This is a genomic window from Micromonospora sp. NPDC048909, from assembly GCF_040649635.1.
Taxonomy (GTDB): domain Bacteria; phylum Actinomycetota; class Actinomycetes; order Mycobacteriales; family Micromonosporaceae; genus Micromonospora.
The window spans coordinates 108,193-126,160 of record NZ_JBEZFU010000015.1 but is presented as its reverse complement, the minus strand read 5'-3'; the positions used below and the strand labels follow the sequence as shown (position 1 = coordinate 126,160).

The following is a 17,968-nucleotide window of genomic DNA, read 5'->3' as shown; positions in this document are numbered from 1 at the left end:
GCCGCGGCGTGCGCGGCGACGGGGCCGGCGAAGATCCCACCGGCGAAAGCCAGACCAGCAACACTCAGAACGCTCTTACGCATGATCGTGTTCATCAGGGAAGCTCCAATTCGGGGGTAGACACCCACACCACCGACGGGGGTCAGCGGACACACGCGGGTGTGCAGCACCTCGACAAGGCGCTCAACAAAACAAGCAAGAGGGAAAGTCTTCAGGCCGGGCCACACGTGGGGCTCATCGACCAGGGGGATCCGACGTGCGGGGCGGGGGGCCTCGCGGTGCCGGGTCCAGATGTAACGACCGGCGGCCCGCCATCATTCCGGGGGGCCGGACCACCGGCCGGGTCCAGATGTAACGGCCCGGGGGCGGCCATCATTCCGGGGTCGGCTCGTCGGCCGGGTCCAGATGTAACGACTGGCGGCCCGCCATCATTCCGGCGGGCGAGCCACTGTCGGCGACCGGGTGAACCGGCCAGCGGGCGGGGCTGCTACCTCGGCCGTCGGGGATATTCAACGACGCCGGGCCGCCCATCATTCCGGGCCCGGGATGCCCCCGGTCACACCCCAAACCGCTCAGACGCACCCAGCCCGGCACGGTCGCAACGGCCCCGGGCTGTCGCAGGAGGTGTGGCTGCTCGACGTGGCCCCGCAGATCACGCCCGGAAACCGGACAATCAGCCCACACGGCGCCGACCGGCCTCGGCCCGTCGCGCACGCATCCGCCGGCGCGAGCACCCGCCGACAAGGTCCGGCCCGGGGCTGGCCCGGCGACCCCCGCCAGCGCCAGTACCGGCGATCGACCCGGGATCACTGAAGTCGGGGTGACGAAGCCGCCGGGACACGCCGACATCACCCGAGTTGGTCAAACCCGACGGACCCGCCCGATCGACTCCAGATCGCCGACATGGCGGTACCCACCCGGCCAGGCACCGCCATGTCGGCGAGACGGCACGGACCATGGCGAGGTCCGACCCGGGAAACCTCCGTCGGGCCACCCGGACAGGCCGCCAGCGCGTGCAATGCGTACGCCCGGCGAGCGCGGCCGGTCGGGCCGGTCGGCGAGGTCATAGGGTGGTCCCCGTGGCGACCCTTCTGCTTCTGCGACACGGCCGGACGACCGCGAACGCCGACGGCGGCCTGGCCGGTCGGCAACCGGTCGAGCTGGACGAGACCGGTAGGGCGCAGGCCGCCGCGGTGGGTGCGCGGCTGCGCGGCGTGCCGCTGGCCGCCGTCGTGAGCAGTCCGTTGATCCGGTGCCGGCAGACGCTGGAGCTGGCGCTGCCCGAGGCGACCCCGGCCGTCGAGGACGGGTTGATCGAGTGCGACTACGGCAGCTGGGAGGGGCAGCCGCTGAAGAAGCTGGCCAAGGAGCCGCTCTGGCCGGTGGTCCAGCAGCATCCCAGCGCCGCCGTCTTCCCGCAGGGCGAGGCGATGGCCGCGATGGCGGCCCGCGCGGTGGCGGCGGTGCGCTCCTGGGACGCCCGGGTCACCGCCGAGCACGGGCCCGAGGCGGTCTGGCTGGCCTGCAGCCACGGTGATGTGATCAAGGCCATCGTGGCCGACGCGCTCGGCGTACACCTGGATCTCTTTCAGCGGATCGTCGCGGACCCGGCATCGGTGACCGCGATCCGCTACACCCCGCTGCGGCCGTTCCTGGTGCGGCTCAACGACACCGGCGGCGACCTGGCCGGTCTGGTCCCGGCGCCGCGCAAGCGCCGCCGGCGGGCCCCCCGGCCGACCGACTCGGACGCCGCGGTGGGCGGCGGCGCCGGTGCGGCCCGCTGAACCCCGCGGGCGGCGCGGCGCCGACCCGGGGGCCGGCAGGGTCGCCACGCCCGACCGGGTCCGGGGGTACGGCGGGCGCGCCGGGCGGGCGGCGATTCGGGTCGGTGGGGTGCGCGACGCCATGACGGGCCGGATAGGGTCGTGGGTATGACCCACCAGGTGCACGCCTTCGAGCCGCCGGAGCGGTTCGTCGCCGGGACCGTCGGGCCGCCGGGGGAGCGCACGTTCTTCCTCCAGGCGCGCGGCGGCGGCCGGCTGGTCAGCGTCGCGCTGGAGAAGGTCCAGGTGTCCCTGCTCGCCGAGAAGCTCGAGGAGCTGCTCACCGAGGCGCAGCGCCGCTTCGGGGTCGATCTGCCCGAGGCGCCCGCCGTGATCGGCGACAACGAGCCGCTGGACACGCCGGTCGACGAGGAGTTCCGCGTCGGCACCCTCGGGCTGGCCTTCGACGTCGACAGCGCGACCGTGGTGATCGAGGCGATCGCCGCCGGGGAGGCGGAGGCCGAGGTCGAGCTGGGCGAATCCGACGACGATGACGACGATGACGACGACGAGGAGCGGGACGAGGACCTCGACCGGCTGCGGGTCCGGCTCACCCCGCACGCGACCCGCGAGTTCATCGAGCGGGCGCGGCGGGTGGTCAACGCCGGTCGACCGCCCTGCCCGCTCTGCGGTCAACCGCTGGATCCCGCCGGGCACCTCTGCCCGCGGCACAACGGTTACCACCGGTGACGTCGTCCGGCATCCAGCCCCGACAGGACGGCAGCGCCGCACTCCGGCTGCTGCGTGACGGCGAGCTCGCCCTGGAGGGCCGGCTCGTCGACGCGTCGAACACCACCCTGCGCGGGGTGTTGACCCTGGACGGCCTCAGCGCCCGCTGCGTCTACAAGCCGGTGCGGGGCGAACGCCCGCTCTGGGACTTCCCGGACGGCACCCTCGCCGGCCGGGAGGTCTCGGCCTACCTGGTCTCCCGGGCCTCCGGCTGGGACCTGGTGCCGCCGACGGTGCTGCGTGACGGCCCGTTCGGGCCGGGGTCCTGCCAGCTCTGGATCGACGAGCCGGAGGAGGCCGAGCCGCTGGTCGGGTTCGTACCGGCCGACGAGCTGCCGCCGCGCTGGTTCCCGATCGCGGCCGCCCGCGACGACGACGGCACCCCGTACGCACTGGCCCACGCCGACGATCCCCGGCTGGCCCGGCTCGCGGTGCTCGACGCCGTGATCAACAATGCCGACCGCAAGGGTGGGCACGTGCTGGTCGGGCCGGACGACCGGATCTACGGCGTCGACCACGGGGTGAGCTTCCACGTCGAGGGAAAGCTGCGCACGGTGCTCTGGGGCTGGGCCGGCCGGCAGCTACCCCCGGACGCGACGCAGATGCTCGACGCGCTCGCCGGCCAGATCACCGGCCCGCTCGGCGCCGAACTCGATGACCACCTGACGATCAGCGAGATCGCCGAGCTGGCCGCCCGCATCGACCGGCTGCGCGACACCGGCCGGTTCCCGTTGCCGTCGGAGGACTGGCCGGCGGTGCCCTGGCCGCCGATGTGAGCTGAGCGGGCCAGCCCGTGGGCCCGGCCTGCTGTCATGTTGATCACCTGTGGGGGCGGCCGCCCGGCTCCGGCCGGCTGGTTAGGCTGGCGGTCATGGAAGCGTGGACGGGACACGAGGTGCCGCGGCTGCCGGGTAGCGGCCGGCCGCTGGAGTTGTACGACTCGGCGCGACAGGGCGTGCACCCGAGCGATCCGACGGACGTGGCGCGGATGTACGTCTGCGGCATCACCCCGTACGACGCCACCCACCTCGGCCACGCCGCCACCATGATCACCTTCGATCTGGTGCAGCGGATGTGGCGGGACGCCGGGCGCCCGGTCCGCTACGTGCAGAACGTCACCGACATCGACGACCCGCTGCTGGAGCGGGCCGCCCGCGACGGCGAGGACTGGGTGGTCCTGGCGATGCGCGAGACGGCGCTGTTCCGCGAGGACATGGAGGCGCTGCGGATCATCCCGCCGGAGCACTACGTCGGCGCCGTCGAGTCGATCCCGGACATCGCCGACAAGGTCCAGCTGCTGCTCAAGGACGGCGCCGCCTACCGCCTCGACGACGGCACCGGCGACGTCTACTACGACATCTCCGCCACGCCCCGGTTCGGCTACGAGTCGAACCTGAGCCGGGAGGAGATGCTGAAGATCTTCCCGGAGCGCGGCGGTGACCCGGACCGGGCCGGCAAGCGCGACCCGCTCGACCCGCTGCTCTGGCGCGGCACCCGGGAGGGTGAGCCGTCCTGGCCGGGCGGCGACCTCGGGCCGGGTCGCCCGGGCTGGCACATCGAGTGCGCGGTGATCGCGCTGAACCTGCTGGGCAACCAGATCGACGTGCAGGGCGGCGGCAACGACCTGCTCTTCCCGCACCACGAGGCGTCCGCGGCGCACGCCGAGCGGCTGACCGGCGAGGCGCCGTTCGCCCGGCACTACGTGCACGCCGGCATGATCGGGCTGGACGGCGAGAAGATGTCGAAGTCCCGGGGCAACCTGGTCTTCGTCTCCCGGCTGCGGGCCGACCGGGTCGACCCGATGGCGGTCCGGCTGGCGCTGCTGACCGGGCACTACCGCAGCGACCGCACCTGGACCGACGAGCTGCTGAGCGCGGCGCAGGAGCGGCTGGACCGCTGGCGGCGAGCCGCCGCCGCGCCCGCCGGGCCGTCCGGGGCCGAGCTGCTGGCCGGCGTACGCGACCGGCTCGCCGACGACCTGGACAGCCCGGGCGCACTGGCGGTGGCCGACGCCTGGGCCGAGCAGGCCCTCGCCGGCGCCGGTGACGACCCTGCCGCCCCCGCCCTCTTCGCGAAGACGATGGACGCCCTTCTCGGCATCCGCCTCTGACCCCCGCCCCGCGACCCCTGCCCCACCCGCCCACCCCTGCCCAGGTCGATCATGGAGTTGTGGTGGGCGGTACGTGGTCTTCCGCGCCTTTCGTGCCGCACCACAACTGCATGATCGCCGGGGCGGGGCGGGGCGGGGCGGGGCGGGGCGGGGCGGGGCGGGGCGGGGCTGGGCGGGCGGTCAGCCGAGGACGAGCCCGGGGTCGGGTTCCGGGTCGGCGGCCGGGGCCGGGATCTTGTACTCCTCGGTGAGGGTGGTCATCGGGCCGGGCCAGGTGGCCTGGGCGACCTCGATCGGTTTGTGGGCGCCGTCGTAGGCGACGTGCAGCAGGTGCAGCACGGGGGTGTCCGGGCGGATCTGCAGCGTCTCCGCCTCCTCCCGGCTGGGCTGGCGGGCGCTGATCGTGTCGGTCGCCGAGACGTACCGCCGGCCGGTGGCCTCCTCGGCCTCCTGGTAGAGCGGCCGGCCGAACGCCTCGGCCCGCTCCAGTGTGGTGCCGGCGGTGTCGGTGGGCAGGAACCAGGAGGCGCCCACCTCGACGGGGGAGTCCTCGGTGCGGACCAGGTGCCGCCGGCAGAGCAGGTCGGTGCCGTCGGCCACGCCGAACGCGTCGGCTACCTCCGCCGGGGCCGGGGCCCGGCCGACGGAGACGAGCTGCTGCCGGTACCGGGCGGCCAGGTCGGTGTGGTAGCCGCGGAAGCCGCCGTAGCGCCCGCGGGAGAGCCGGTTGAGCCGCCGGCGGGTGCCGCGGACGTACGTACCGGAGCCCGGCTTGGTGATGAGGATGCCCTCGACCCGCAGCTGGTCGACGGCGCGCTGCACGGTCTGCTTCGCCACGCCGAACATCTCGGCGATGGCCGGGATGGACGGCAGGCGCTCGCCCGGCCCCCAGTCGCCGCGCCGCACCTGGGCCTTGAGCTGCGCGGCGATCTGCCGGTGCGGGAATTCGGCAGCGCCCGGGTTGATCTGCATGCCCGCCTCCTTGATCACATCTAGGTTCCTAGGATGCCGTAGAGGGTGTGCCGGCGCCACCCGGACACGCACACAAACGGCCGGGGAGAGGCGCTACCAGGAACCGGCGGTCGGACCGGCCGACCCGCCACGGCGCCGCAGGTACTTCTCGAACTCCTGAGCGATCTCGTCACCGGTCAGCGGTGTGATGCCCGCGTCGCCGACCCGTTCCTCCAGCTCGCGGACGTATTCACCGAGTTCCGCGTCCTGCTCGGCGGCGCTGCGCACCCGCTGCTCCCACTCGGCGGCCTCCTCGGCCAGGTCGGCCATCGGCACCGGCAGGTCGAGCACCTCCTCGACGCGGTGCAGCAGCGCCAGGGTGGCCTTGGGGCAGGGCGGGTTGTTGGCGTAGTGCGGCACGTGCACCCAGAACGAGACGGCGTCCACCTCGGCGCGGCTGCAGGCGTCGTGCAGCACGCCGACGATGCCGGTCGGGCCGTCGTAGCGGGTGGGGGTGAGTTGATAGCGCTCGGCGGCCTGCGCGTCGGAGGCGCTGCCGCTGATCGGCAGCGGTCGGGTGTAGGGCACGTCGGCCAGCAGCGCGCCGAGCAGCACCACCCGCTCGACCTCCAGGCTGTGGCAGATCTCCAGCACCTGCTCGCAGAAGGTGCGCCACCGCATGCTCGGCTCGATGCCGCGGATCAGCACCACGTCGCGCTCGGTGCCCTCGGGGCTGGCCACCATGAAGCGGGTGGTCGGCCACTCGACCCGGCGGGTCTCGCCCTCGGCCATGGTGATGGTCGGGCGGCTGACCTGGAAGTCGTAGAAGTCCTCCGGGTCGAGCTCGGTGACCTGCCGGGCCTGCCAGACCTGCTCCAGGTGCTCGACGGCCGCGGTGGACGCGTCCGCGGCGTCGTTCCAGCCCTCGAACGCGGCGATGGCCACCGGGGAACGCAGCACCGGCAGTCCGTCGAACTCGGTCACGCCGTCACCTCACCCTGCTCGTGGCGGGCGGCGGCGGGCGCGAGCCCGGTCGTCCGCCCCTGGTGCACGGTGGCGTCCCTGTTCTCCTTCACGTCCGTCAGCCTACGTGCCGGGCCGGGATGCGGCCCGTCGGCCGCGCCGTTCAGCCCACCGGACAACCGGGGCACCGACGGCGCAACCGGACAACGTGATCCCGCTGACACAATGTGGGACGCCGGGCGGGAGGCGGTCGGTTCGGCGGAGGTCGCACTAACCTGAAGCCGTGCGGACTTCGTTGCTCGACGTGCTGGCCGATCGGATCCTCATCGCCGACGGGGCGATGGGGACCATGTTGCAGGCCGCCGACCTGACGCTCGACGACTTCGACGGGTTGGAGGGGTGCAACGAGATCCTCAACGTCACCCGCCCCGACGTGGTGCGCGGCGTGCACGACGCCTACCTCGCCGCCGGCGCGGACTGCGTGGAGACCAACACGTTCGGCGCCAACCTGGCCAACCTCGGCGAGTACGACATCCCGCACCGCATCCGGGAGCTCTCCGAGGCGGGCGCCCGGATCGCCCGGGAGGCCGCCGACGCCGCCGCCACGCCGGAGCGGCCCCGGTTCGTGCTCGGCTCGATCGGGCCGGGCACCAAGCTCCCCACCCTGGGCCACGCCGCCTACGCCACCCTGCGCGACGCGTACCAGGAGAACGCCGCCGGCCTGATCGTCGGCGGGGCGGACGCGTTGATCATTGAGACCTGCCAGGACCTGCTCCAGGTCAAGGCGGCGGTGGTCGGGTCGAAGCGGGCGATGGCCGAGCTGGGGCAGTCCGTCCCGATCATCTGCCACGTCGCCGTGGAGACCACCGGCACCATGCTGGTCGGCAGCGAGATCGGCGCGGCGCTGGCGGCCATCGAGCCGCTCGGGGTCGACCTGATCGGGCTGAACTGCTCGACCGGCCCGGCGGAGATGAGCGAGCACCTGCGCTACCTGTCGCAGCACTCCCGGATCCCGCTGTCGGTAATGCCCAACGCCGGCCTGCCCGTGCTGACCGCGGACGGGGCCTACTTCCCGCTCACGCCGGTCGAGTTGGCCGACGCGCTGGAGCGGTTCATCACCGAGTACGGCGTGGGCCTGGTCGGCGGCTGTTGCGGCACCACCCCGGAGCACATCCAGGTGCTGGCCGAGCGGCTGCACGGGGTCACCGCGGCGGCGCGTGAGCCGCGGCACGAGGCCGGCGTCTCGTCGGTCTACCACCCGGTGCCGTTCGCCCAGGACGCCTCGGTGCTGATGGTGGGGGAGCGGACCAACGCCAACGGCTCCAAGGCGTTCCGCGAGGCCATGCTCGCCGAGGACTGGCGGGCCTGCGTCGAGATCGCCCGTAGTCAGGCGCGCGACGGCTCGCACCTGCTCGACCTGTGCGTGGACTACGTCGGCCGCGACGGCACCCTCGACATGCGGGAGCTGGCCGGCCGGTTCGCCACCGCGTCGACTCTGCCGATCATGCTGGACTCCACCGAGCCCGCGGTGGTCGAGGCCGGGCTGGAGATGCTCGGCGGCCGGTGCGTGGTCAACTCGGTGAACTTCGAGGACGGCGACGGCCCCGACTCCCGCTACGCCCGGGTGATGCCGGTGGTCAAGGAGCACGGCGCGGCGGTGGTGGCGCTGCTCATCGACGAGGAGGGCCAGGCCCGGACGAAGGATTGGAAGGTCCGCGTCGCGGCCCGGTTGATCGACGACCTGACCGGCCGGTGGGGGCTGGACCGATCCGACATCCTGATCGACGCGCTGACCTTCCCGATCGCGACCGGCCAGGAGGAGACCCGCCGCGACGGCATCGAGACGATCGAGGCGATCCGGGAGATCGCCCGGCGCTACCCGGGGGTCAACTTCACCCTCGGCATCTCGAACGTGTCGTTCGGGCTGAACCCGGCGGCCCGCCAGGTGCTCAACTCGGTCTTCCTGCACGAGTGCGTGCAGGCCGGCCTGACCTCGGCGATCGTGCACGCCAGCAAGATCCTGCCGATGTCGAAGATCCCCGACGAGCAGCGCGAGGCGGCCCTCGACCTGGTCTACGACCGGCGCCGCGAGGGGTACGACCCGGTGCAGCACTTCATCGAGATCTTCGAGGGGGTCGACGCCGCGTCGGCGCGGGCCGGCCGGGCCGAGGAGTTGGCCGCGCTGCCGCTGGACGAGCGGCTCAAGCGGCGGATCATCGACGGCGAGCGCAACGGCCTGGAGGCCGACCTCGACGCGGCGATGGCCGGGGGTCGCAGCCCGTTGTCGATCATCAACGACATCCTGCTCGACGGGATGAAGGTGGTCGGTGAGCTCTTCGGCTCCGGGCAGATGCAGCTGCCGTTCGTGCTCCAGTCCGCCGAGGTGATGAAGACCGCGGTGGCCTACCTGGAGCCGCACATGGAGACCGCGGAGGACGGCGGCAAGGGTCGTATCGTCCTGGCCACCGTGCGCGGCGACGTGCACGACATCGGTAAGAACCTGGTCGACATCATCCTGTCCAACAACGGCTACGAGGTGGTGAACATCGGCATCAAGCAGCCGATCAACGCCATCCTGGAGGCCGCCGAGGAGCACCGCGCCGACGCGATCGGGATGTCCGGCCTGCTGGTCAAGAGCACGGTCATCATGAAGGAGAATCTCGCCGAGATGGCCTCGCGCGGGGTCGCGGAGCGCTGGCCGGTGCTGCTGGGGGGCGCGGCGTTGACCCGGGCGTACGTCGAGGACGACCTGCGGTCGATGTTCCCCGGGCAGGTGCACTACGCGCGCGACGCGTTCGAGGGACTGTCGCTGATGGACCGGGTGATGACTGCCAAGCGCGGCGGCGCGCCGGTGGTCGACCCGGAGCGGGAGGCGGCGCTGGCGGCGCGGCGGGCGCGGCGCGAGCGGCAACGGACGGTGGTCGCCGAGTCGCTGCCCGAGCTGCACGACTCCTCCGTCCGCTCGGACGTGGCCGGTGACGTGGAGGTGCCCACCCCGCCGTTCTTCGGCACGCGGGTGGTCAAGGGCGTGCCGCTGGCCGACTACGCGGCGCTGCTGGACGAGCGGGCCACCTTCCTCGGGCAGTGGGGTCTGCGCGGCTCCCGGGGCGGTCAGGGACCGTCCTACGAGGAGCTGGTGGAGACCGAGGGCCGGCCGCGGCTGCGCTACTGGCTGGACCGGCTGATCTCCGACCAGGTGCTCGAGGCGGCCGTGGTCTACGGCTACTACCCCGCCTACAGCGAGGGCAACGACCTGGTGGTGCTGGACGAGAACGGGCAGACCGAGCGGGCCCGGTTCTCCTTCCCCCGGCAGCGGCAGGAGCGCCGGCTCTGCCTGGCCGACTTCTTCCGCCCCCGAGGCGAGCAGCTGGACGTGGTGGCGTTGCAGCTGGTCACCGTCGGCCAGCCGGTCAGCGAGTACGCGGCGAAGCTCTTCGCCCGCAACGAGTACCGCGACTACCTGGAGGTGCACGGGCTCTCCGTGCAGCTCACCGAGGCCCTCGCGGAGTACTGGCACCGGCGGATCCGCGCCGAGCTGACCCTGCCCGACGGCCGTACGATCGCGCAGGACGACCCGGCGGACCTGGCCGGCCTGCTGCGCAACGACTACCGCGGCTGTCGGTACGCGTTCGGCTACCCGGCCTGCCCGGATCTGGAGGACCGGGCGAAGATCGTGGATCTGCTCGGGTCGGAGCGGATCGGGGTGGAGCTGTCCGAGGAGTTCCAGCTGATGCCGGAGCAGGCCACCGACGCCATCGTGGTCCATCACCCGGAGGCGAGCTACTTCAACGCCAAATAAGCGTAGCGGGCTATGGACCACCTCTGGCCTGCGGCTTCATAGATCACGCCGCCTCGCTTGGGCGCACGGTGGGCACAGCGGCCGCCCGCGCGGCGCGGGCCTCTGCGAAGGTGTCGTCGAGATCCTGCGCGGACAACTCCTCCTCGTCCGACCACAGCCCGGCGTAGAACTTCCATGTTGTAGTGGGGTCCGCGTGGCCGAGTCGTGCTGCGACGGTCTTTGCGCTGCGCCCCTTGAAGATCAGCGCGCTGGCGTAGAAGTGCTGCAGGTCGTGCATCGTCGCGTCGTTCGGCAGTCCGGCAGCCTTCCGTGCCGGGCCCCACACGTGCTTGTTGAACCGGTTCCGGTGCAGTGCCTCGCCATCGTCGTCAGTGAATATCAGGATCGCCCGCCGGGTGACCGCGCGCGGCCCGGTCCTGTCGAGCATCTCCACCCCGGCGTCCAGCGGGAACGAGGCGAGGTGCGCCGCGAGCACCTCGGTGACCCTCTTGCCCACCGGCACCTTCCGGTAGCTGTGCCTGTTCTTCAGTCTGCATAGCTCCGTGCCGCCACCCGCCTTTGGCTGTACCTGGCTGGAGACGTTGACACGGCGAGGGGGCGACTGAGGAATCCGATATCGCCGACCTCCAGGCCGAACAGCTCACCTGCCGCAGCCCGGTCATCGCACCAACCGCGACCAGCGCGCGGTGCCGGGGCGGCATCGCCTCGGTGAGCGCATCGACCTGGTCGACGGTCAGCCGCACAAAGTTGTGTTCGCGTATGGGAAGCTCGGGCAACTGGACCTCGGCGCAGGGATCGACTGTGATCGGTCGGTCGACTACGGCGGTCCTCATGATCGCTCGCACGGTCGCCCAGATTGGTCGGATCGACGACGCGGAGACGCTCAGGCCAAGCCCGCTTACGAATGCCTGTAGCTCGGAGTGGCGCAGTTGCCCAATCGGGCGGGCACCCAGCGCGGGATGGACGTGCCTCGTCAACTGTGACCGGGTGCGCGCGGCGGCGTTCGGACGGCGGACCGCCATCCTGTTGATCACTCGCATCATTCGTTGTGATGCGCACTTGATGCCGATTCAGGCCATTATGCCCAGAAGTAGCCCTACGATGAGGTCTCTCGATGGAGGTGAAGGACCATGCCGATCTATATCGCGTTGCTGAACTGGACCGATCAGGGGATACGAAACTACAAGGACACCGCGAAGCGCGCCGACGCCTTCGCGACAGCGACCGAGAATGTCGGGGCGGATCTCCAAAAGCTTTACTGGACCGTCGGTCCGTACGACCTCGTGGCCGTCGTCGAGGCGCCCGACGACGAAACCGCCGCCGCGGCGCTCCTGCAGCTCGGCGGGGCGGGCAACGTGCGTACCACGACGCTGCGGGCCTTCGGTCGAGAGGAGATAGCACGCGTCATCGGCAAAACCGCTGGCTAAGGGCCTTCCACACGATGCCTACGACCAGTGGAGCATGTCGTACATCCGCGGGCAGGGGCCACGCCGCGCCGACGTGGATCGGTACGGTGCCTGGCATGGTCCGCACCCGCCGCCGCCCTACTCCTGGCTCTGCCTGGCTGCGTCGGCGACCCGCAGCCGAGGATGCCCAAGAACGTTGCCCCGCCGCAGTAAGCGCCCCCGCTCGGCAGCGCCGCACCCGTACGGGACATCTGGGCCAACGCCGGGATCACGCCAAGCATGATCATCGCCTTGGCTGCGTCGGCCTTCACCATCGGGTCGTTCTGGTGGATGAACGTTCGCCTTCCCCCGGCCATACCCCCCGGAGCATGGGCGGGAGCGCGCGCCACGCTCAGTGACCCCTTGACATCCTGTGGGCAGCGTCCTCCATTCGTCGCGCCACACGGGGCAGGACCTGAGCCGCCTCCGCAAGCGACTGCGCACTTCTCTTGAAGCTAGTTTCGATGGTCGTGACCGCGGGGCACCGCGGTGACAGTCCGAAGTTCATCCCGGTCCTGCACCGCGTCCGGGTCACCCGCCTCGGGGTGGGCCGGCCCCGCACCTGCCCCGATGTGGTCCTGGCCGACAAATGCCTACCGGCTACGCCACGCCGTCGAGAACGGCATCGCGCGTCTCAAACGCCACCGCGGCGTCGCCGCCCGATACGACAAGTTGGCCGTCCGCTTCCAAGCCGTCCTCACCATCACCATCATCACCGAGTGGCTCTGACCTGCTCATGAAACACACCTTGGTCGGCAGGCCTCGGCGAACTTGCGCACGACGTTGTCATGCCGATTGAACATGCTGGGACCGAACAGGCGGGTGCGTGGGTGGCTCCACCGGGTCGTCGCCGGTGACGAATGCGCGGCGGGGATCCTGCAGCGAGGCCAGCGAGACGATGTCGCGGCCGAACACCGCGGCGGTCAGCCAGACCGCCAGCACCCGGGTCTTCCGTTCCCAGCTCGGTACGGCGAGGACGTGGTACCCCCGGTGCATCAGCCAGGCCGGCAGTCCCTTGATGACGATGCCTCGGTACTGGAAGATGCCCCGACCGAGGCCCAGCGTGGCGACGGTGCCGAGGCTGTGGTGCACGTACTGCTTCGCCTTCCGCCCGCGGAGGGTGGCCACGATGTTCCTCGCCAGAAGCTTTCCCTGACGCACGGCGTGCTGGGCGTTCGGCACCGTCACGGCGCCGGGCCGGCCCACGGCGAGGTCCGGAATCGCCGCGTCGTCGCCGGCGCCCCAGGCGTCCGGCACTGGTTCGCTCTCGGTGCCGACCCGCAGGTCGGCTCGGACGATCAGCATCCCGCGCCCGTCGATGGGCAGATCGGTGTGGCTGCGCACCATCGGATTGGCGGCGTTGCCGACGGTCCACACGATCAGGTCGGAGTCGAACTCCTGCCCGGTCGACAGCACCACGTGACCGTCGCGCGCGGAGATCAATTGGGCATTGAGGTGCACGTGTGCCCCGCGCTTCTCCAGCGACCGCACTACCCATTGCCCGGGTCCGTCGGAGACCTCGGGAAGGATGCGGTCCCGGGCCTCCACCAGGTGGAACTGCAGCTCGGCAGGGTTCAGCTCGGGGTACGCCCGCATCAGCGACGTCGCCAGGGACAGCAGCTCACCGAAGCCCTCGACGCCGGAGAACCCACCGCCCACGAACGTCACGGTGAGCAGCCGCCGGCGCAGCGGCCCCGGCTCGAGCGCCGAGGCCCGGTCGAAGGCGGTCAGCAGCCGATCCCGGATCGCCACCGCCTCCTCGACGTGCTTCATACCGATCGCGTGCTCCGCTACGCCGGGAATGGCCAGCTTGCGGGTCACCGCGCCGGCGGTGACGACGATGATGTCGTAGCCGAGCGCGAACTCCGGACCCTCGGCCGGCTGCACAGTAGCCGTCCGGTGTGCGTGGTCGACCGCGACGACCGCACCCGAAATGAGCATGGCCCGGCGTAGGTGCCGGCGCAGCGACACCGCGGCGTGTCGCGCCTCGACCGATCCGGCCAACACCTCGGGGAGAAACGGCTGATACGTCATGTACGGGCGCGGATCAACCACGACGACCCGTGCCTCATCCCGCCGAAGCTTCTTCTCCAGCTTCCAGGCCGTGTAGAAACCGGCGTAGCCGCCGCCGACCACCAGAATCGTTCGCACGGTGTCCTCTGTTCCTCTCGCAGTCGACACCTATATGACCAGGTAGCGCGCTGGTTTGTGACGTCGGCGGATCAGGCCGGTCCCGACACCGCTGCGGTCTTCTCGGGGTTCACGGGTTCGTGCTTGGGGTACGCGCCGGAGCCGGGATGGATCTTATCGATGAGGTCGGTGTACTGCGGGTTGCGGGCAATGAACTCACCCACGACCGGGCAGATGATAGTGATTTTCTTCCCGCTCTCGCGGATCTCGTTCAGGACGCGAGAGACGAGTTCCGTGGCTACCCGATGGTTGCGGTAGGCGGGATCGACCCAAGTCGTCAGAAGAACGACACGGCCACCCACGAACCGGTACGGGAGCTCGGCGATCGCTTCGGCACCGAGGGTGGCGACCCATCGCCCGTGCTCCGCGTCGTTGATGACATCGAGTTCCCAGCTGGACTCCACCTCGCTAAGACCTGACTTGTCCAAGGCGGCGATGATCGCCGCATTGTTCTCGTCACGGACGACCGCCTCAGCCTTGAGATCGATCGTCATCGTCGCACTTTCTGCCGGGGAGCTAGTGGCTGGGTTTAGGATCGGTGTGAACCCTTTGGTCACTCCTGGGTGCGCAGGGTCGATGAGGTCGGCGTACTCGGGGTTGTGCTCGATGAACGTGCGCACGATCGGGCACAGGATGGTGACGGTCTTGCCTTGCGCGCGCGCGTCGTCCAGGACGCGTCGGATCAGTTCGGTGGCGATGCCCTGTTTGCGGAACTCGGGGTACACCAAGACGGCCAGCAGCACGAGTCGGTCGTCGCCGGCGACGTTGTAGGTCAGCCCGGCGATCTCGCGGTCGCCGACGATGGCGTCGTAGATGCCGGCTTTCTCGTCGTTGACGACGGCGAAGTCGGATGCGGGGGCACGGGGATCATCGAGCACCTCGTCGATGAGGACGGCCTGGTCCTGACTGAGGGTGCCTTTCTCGTCGGGGTGTCCGGCCTCGTCGGGGTACGCGAAGGCGTAGCGGGTCGGCTCAGCTGGGCCGGTCATGGTGGTGTCCCTTCGTTATTGGTCATCAGATCGGTCCCGGGTCGCGGCGACAGTCGTACTCGTCCAGCCGCATGTCGTCGACAGCGTCGTAGGCGCGGCTATCGACGTATTTCTGATGATCGATGGGCGTCGACGAGAACGGTCAGCGCCCCGCGCACGGTCGAGTGAGGTCTGGATGACGGCCAGGTTCGTCGCATGATTACTCACCGTGCTGGCTGTTCTCGGCCGTGTCGGTGTGCGCGTTGCGTGCGGCGGTGGCGGTGAACAGGGTGGCGAGGAGGGCGAGCGCACCGTAGCCGAGCGCGATCTGCGGCAGCGAGAAGGTGTGGGAAAGTCGGCCGGCGATGAGGGCCGGGATCGTAGCGCCGCTGTAGCAGAGCAGGTAGATCACGCTGAGGATCGGTGCCCGGTCGGCCAGTGTGCTTCCGTGCAGCAGACCGCGAGTGGCGGCGCTGATGGCGATCCCTTGAGCGGCGCCGGCGACGATCGTTGCGGCGATGAACAACGCCAGTGTGCCGGTGGCGATCGCTGTGATGATGCCGATCATTCCGGCTAGGAAGGCGATCATGCCGACACGTTGGGCTGCTGTTGTTGTGAACCGGCCGCCGAGGGGAGCGCCGAGAACGCTGGGACCCATGTAGGCGGCGAACACCAATCCGACGATGAGCGGGCTGCTGGTGTGGAGCTGATCCTCGACCAGCGCAGGCACGAACGCTTGGTAGAAGGCCCCGGCCGCCCAGGTGGCCACGAACACCGCTGCCGCGACGGGGAGCAGATGCCTGACCCGGGCCGGCACGTAGACCCGGGGTCGCAGCGATCGCCAGGCACTCGGCATCCGAGTCACGGTCTCCGGGCTGATGGCAATGAGACCGACAGACAGGAGGAGAAGGCCGATGACAACCAGGAAGATGAGGTCGCGTGGCCACGGCCCGAACTGAACCAGGGCGCCGGAGGCGATGGCGCCGACGGCGAGGCCAAGCATGACTGTCTGGCTGGAGGCGACAGAGGCCAGCCACGCAGGCTTGGCGGGTGCGGCGTCGACGATGTACGCAGTGAGGCTGCTACTGGCCAGCCCGGCACCAAGGCCCATCAGGAGCCGGCTGGTGATCAGGGTGCCGATGTCGTGCACGTTCAACAGCAGCACACAGCCCAAGAGGAGCAGGACGAGGCTGGCGATCGAGATGGGCCGTCGGCCCAGATGATTGGACAGTCGCCCCAGCACCAGCAGCGTGGTCAGAGTGGCGGCGGAGTACGCGACGACGGTCATCGAGATGCCGGCGTTGGTGAACCCGTCCTCGGCCCGATAGATGTTGAACAGCGGGATCGTCGAGCCCACAGCGGCAAATGCGGCCACCAGGGAGACCACTGCAGATATGAAGGTCAGCCGGAGCGTTCTGCCCCGGCCGGCCACGTTGGTCACTGGTGCCGTGTTGAGCATCGAGCTGCGCATTTCTGTTGTCCTGAACTATCCCTTGGCTCCCGTGTGGTCCCCACCCGAGTGCAAAGATGTCTCGCGACCAGGAGCCTCGTTCGACCGGCGTCAGGCGCCCGGAGCGATCGCACAGGCTGAGATGCAGACCCACGTGCCCTCACGCTTCTGGTACACGTCCGTGTACAGAGCTTCCTGCTCCGCGCCGTCCGCGATAAGGGTGTATGAGGCGCGGCCGTGGATCAGCGCAACGTCGCCGAGGATGCGGATCTTGGCGTCGCGCAGCGCGAGATCCTTGAAAGGGCGCGGCTTGGCGATGTACTCGAGGAACTCGTCGCGGTTACGGGTGACACCCGGTGTCTGCACAATGAAATCTTCAGCAAGAAACTCACTGAAGCGCTTGGCGTCGCTGGCCTGGTCCGCATGGTTGTAGTCAAGGTTGAGCTGCTCGAGGATCGCCAGATCTTCGGTGGACTGCGTGGTGTCATTCATTTTCTTGCTCCTTCTGTGTGGTTCGACGTTCGCTCTAGGTGGGCACAACGAACGGCGTTATGGTCCGACTGTTTACTGTCGGTTGCGGCGCCGTCCTACCTCAATGTCACGATCTCGCCCCGTTGTGCGGTTCATCGGCGACGAACGTGAAGCCGCGGGTGGTCATGTCCGTGCGTCGGCGCTCAGTGGCCGAAAGGACAGCTCGGGCGGATGCGACGACACGATCCCGATCGGTTTCCGTCAGGGGCGCCTTCCTGTAGATCCTGGTAGTGGCGGTCCAGATACGCGGATTCCAGCAGCAGCCGAGCCGCAGTCTGAGTGGGGGCTGTGGACCCTGTGGCCGAGTACCTCCGCAGGCTAGCCTGCGCGGACTGGATAGTCCAGTTGACCGCTCGTGCCCAGAACCGCCCAGACCTCGTGGACCAACACTTAGGGGTGTTTCAAGCTGCTCTGAGACGGTCAGGACCAAGGGGCCCCAGCTGAACTCGCTCCACGCCAAACGCAGAGATGGACTCACCAGTCCGCTAAGGCTAGGGTATGCCGTCGTTCACGCATCAGGGCGGCGACGGTGTAGCGGAGTCGTCCGTGCTCGTCGAGGCGTACTCGGCCGCGCCGCGGACCCCGACGCAAAGCAGCCTCGCCGACGTTTGAAGACCCACAGGAGTACGCCGCGACGTCCCGGGTCGCGCTGGCGCGCCCCGTCCGCCGCCCACGGAGTTCGGCCTGCGCGACGTGCCCTGCCGCGTCCTCATCTGGGCCGGTCGACACGACCCCGGGCGCACATCTGCCGCGGACAGGTCATCGCAGTGCGGAGACCGAGCGGGCGGGAGGCCGCGGAGCGGGCCCAGCGGGACGTGAACCTGCCCGACGTGCGCCGGGCCGAGGCGCCGAGTTGTTGACCACCAGACGTCCGTCGGTCACCATGCTGCGCATGCCCCATCAGTCAGCTGAGCCGAGCACCTGCGCAGTCCGGATGCCCGCTCGGCAATGGCGCAGGGTCAACCGCGTCCTCGACAACGTGGTTAACGTCGAGGCCGAGAATGGTGAC

13 protein-coding genes and 1 pseudogene are annotated in these 17,968 nt (G+C 70.2%); 7 read left to right on the top strand and 7 right to left on the bottom strand.

Features of this window, described 5'->3' with window-relative positions:
* Window positions 1-1,070 precede the first annotated feature (1,070 nt).
* From AB0C04_RS29325 to mshC, 4 genes are all read left to right on the top strand, one after another.
* On the top strand, window positions 1,071-1,784 hold the full coding sequence (locus AB0C04_RS29325) for a histidine phosphatase family protein (protein WP_357060831.1): 714 nt from the start codon (window positions 1,071-1,073) through the stop codon (window positions 1,782-1,784).
* Window positions 1,785-1,931: 147 nt separating this feature from the next.
* Window positions 1,932-2,513 carry a DUF3090 domain-containing protein gene (locus AB0C04_RS29320; RefSeq protein WP_357060828.1) on the top strand — a complete coding sequence of 194 codons (582 nt, stop codon included), beginning with the start codon at window positions 1,932-1,934 and terminating at the stop codon, window positions 2,511-2,513.
* Window positions 2,510-3,328: an SCO1664 family protein gene (locus AB0C04_RS29315; RefSeq protein WP_357060825.1), complete on the top strand. Its 819-nt coding sequence runs from the start codon at window positions 2,510-2,512 to the stop codon at window positions 3,326-3,328. Before AB0C04_RS29320 ends, AB0C04_RS29315 begins: the two co-directional genes overlap by 4 nt.
* Before the next feature lie 95 nt (window positions 3,329-3,423).
* Entirely contained in the window at window positions 3,424-4,662 is a 1,239-nt protein-coding gene (mshC, locus tag AB0C04_RS29310; protein ID WP_357060823.1) for a cysteine--1-D-myo-inosityl 2-amino-2-deoxy-alpha-D-glucopyranoside ligase, read from the top strand.
* Window positions 4,663-4,842: 180 nt separating this feature from the next.
* On the opposite strand, the gene AB0C04_RS29305 is transcribed toward mshC, so the two are convergent.
* Window positions 4,843-5,634 carry a GntR family transcriptional regulator gene (locus AB0C04_RS29305; protein WP_357060820.1) on the bottom strand — a complete coding sequence of 264 codons (792 nt, stop codon included), beginning with the start codon at window positions 5,632-5,634 and terminating at the stop codon, window positions 4,843-4,845.
* Between the two features lie 93 nt (window positions 5,635-5,727).
* Entirely contained in the window at window positions 5,728-6,597 is an 870-nt protein-coding gene (locus tag AB0C04_RS29300) for a PAC2 family protein (RefSeq protein ID WP_350876985.1), read from the bottom strand.
* Between the two features lie 262 nt (window positions 6,598-6,859).
* Between AB0C04_RS29300 and metH the strand changes: the two genes are divergently transcribed.
* On the top strand, window positions 6,860-10,375 hold the full coding sequence (gene metH / locus AB0C04_RS29295; RefSeq protein WP_357060816.1) for a methionine synthase: 3,516 nt from the start codon (window positions 6,860-6,862) through the stop codon (window positions 10,373-10,375).
* 43 nt (window positions 10,376-10,418) lie between these two features.
* Here the strand turns inward: metH and AB0C04_RS29290 are convergent, their stop codons facing one another.
* Window positions 10,419-10,904 carry a tyrosine-type recombinase/integrase gene (locus tag AB0C04_RS29290; RefSeq protein WP_357060838.1) on the bottom strand — a complete coding sequence of 162 codons (486 nt, stop codon included), beginning with the start codon at window positions 10,902-10,904 and terminating at the stop codon, window positions 10,419-10,421.
* Window positions 10,905-11,505: 601 nt separating this feature from the next.
* Here AB0C04_RS29290 and AB0C04_RS29285 point away from each other — a divergent pair.
* Both AB0C04_RS29285 and AB0C04_RS29280 read left to right on the top strand, forming a co-directional pair.
* Window positions 11,506-11,802 (top strand): GYD domain-containing protein, encoded by a 297-nt coding sequence (locus tag AB0C04_RS29285; protein ID WP_357060813.1) that lies wholly within the window; start codon window positions 11,506-11,508, stop codon window positions 11,800-11,802.
* Between the two features lie 470 nt (window positions 11,803-12,272).
* Window positions 12,273-12,549: pseudogene (locus tag AB0C04_RS29280) on the top strand (IS5/IS1182 family transposase); the annotation flags it as partial.
* Between the two features lie 57 nt (window positions 12,550-12,606).
* On the opposite strand, the gene AB0C04_RS29275 reads toward AB0C04_RS29280, so the two are convergent.
* The 4 genes from AB0C04_RS29275 to AB0C04_RS29260 form a co-directional block, all read right to left on the bottom strand.
* Window positions 12,607-13,971: an NAD(P)/FAD-dependent oxidoreductase gene (locus tag AB0C04_RS29275; protein ID WP_357060810.1), complete on the bottom strand. Its 1,365-nt coding sequence runs from the start codon at window positions 13,969-13,971 to the stop codon at window positions 12,607-12,609.
* Between the two features lie 71 nt (window positions 13,972-14,042).
* The gene (locus AB0C04_RS29270; protein ID WP_357060808.1) at window positions 14,043-14,999 is read right to left on the bottom strand and encodes a GNAT family N-acetyltransferase; all 957 of its coding nucleotides are present in this window, start codon (window positions 14,997-14,999) and stop codon (window positions 14,043-14,045) included.
* 199 nt (window positions 15,000-15,198) lie between these two features.
* On the bottom strand, window positions 15,199-16,449 hold the full coding sequence (locus tag AB0C04_RS29265; protein WP_357060804.1) for an MFS transporter: 1,251 nt from the start codon (window positions 16,447-16,449) through the stop codon (window positions 15,199-15,201).
* A 90-nt stretch (window positions 16,450-16,539) separates the two neighbouring features.
* Window positions 16,540-16,920 (bottom strand): nuclear transport factor 2 family protein, encoded by a 381-nt coding sequence (locus AB0C04_RS29260; RefSeq protein ID WP_357060801.1) that lies wholly within the window; start codon window positions 16,918-16,920, stop codon window positions 16,540-16,542.
* Window positions 16,921-17,968: the final 1,048 nt, after the last annotated feature.

What these genes read in the sequence shown, in the direction of transcription:
- AB0C04_RS29270 (WP_357060808.1), bottom strand. Translation starts at nt 14,999, where the DNA reads ATGACCGGCCCAGCTGAGCCGACCCGCTACGCCTTCGCGTACCCCGAC.
- mshC (WP_357060823.1), top strand. Translation starts at nt 3,424, where the DNA reads ATGGAAGCGTGGACGGGACACGAGGTGCCGCGGCTGCCGGGTAGCGGC.
- AB0C04_RS29265 (WP_357060804.1), bottom strand. Translation starts at nt 16,449, where the DNA reads ATGCGCAGCTCGATGCTCAACACGGCACCAGTGACCAACGTGGCCGGC.
- AB0C04_RS29285 (WP_357060813.1), top strand. Translation starts at nt 11,506, where the DNA reads ATGCCGATCTATATCGCGTTGCTGAACTGGACCGATCAGGGGATACGA.
- AB0C04_RS29320 (WP_357060828.1), top strand. Translation starts at nt 1,932, where the DNA reads ATGACCCACCAGGTGCACGCCTTCGAGCCGCCGGAGCGGTTCGTCGCC.
- AB0C04_RS29260 (WP_357060801.1), bottom strand. Translation starts at nt 16,920, where the DNA reads ATGAATGACACCACGCAGTCCACCGAAGATCTGGCGATCCTCGAGCAG.
- AB0C04_RS29305 (WP_357060820.1), bottom strand. Translation starts at nt 5,634, where the DNA reads ATGCAGATCAACCCGGGCGCTGCCGAATTCCCGCACCGGCAGATCGCC.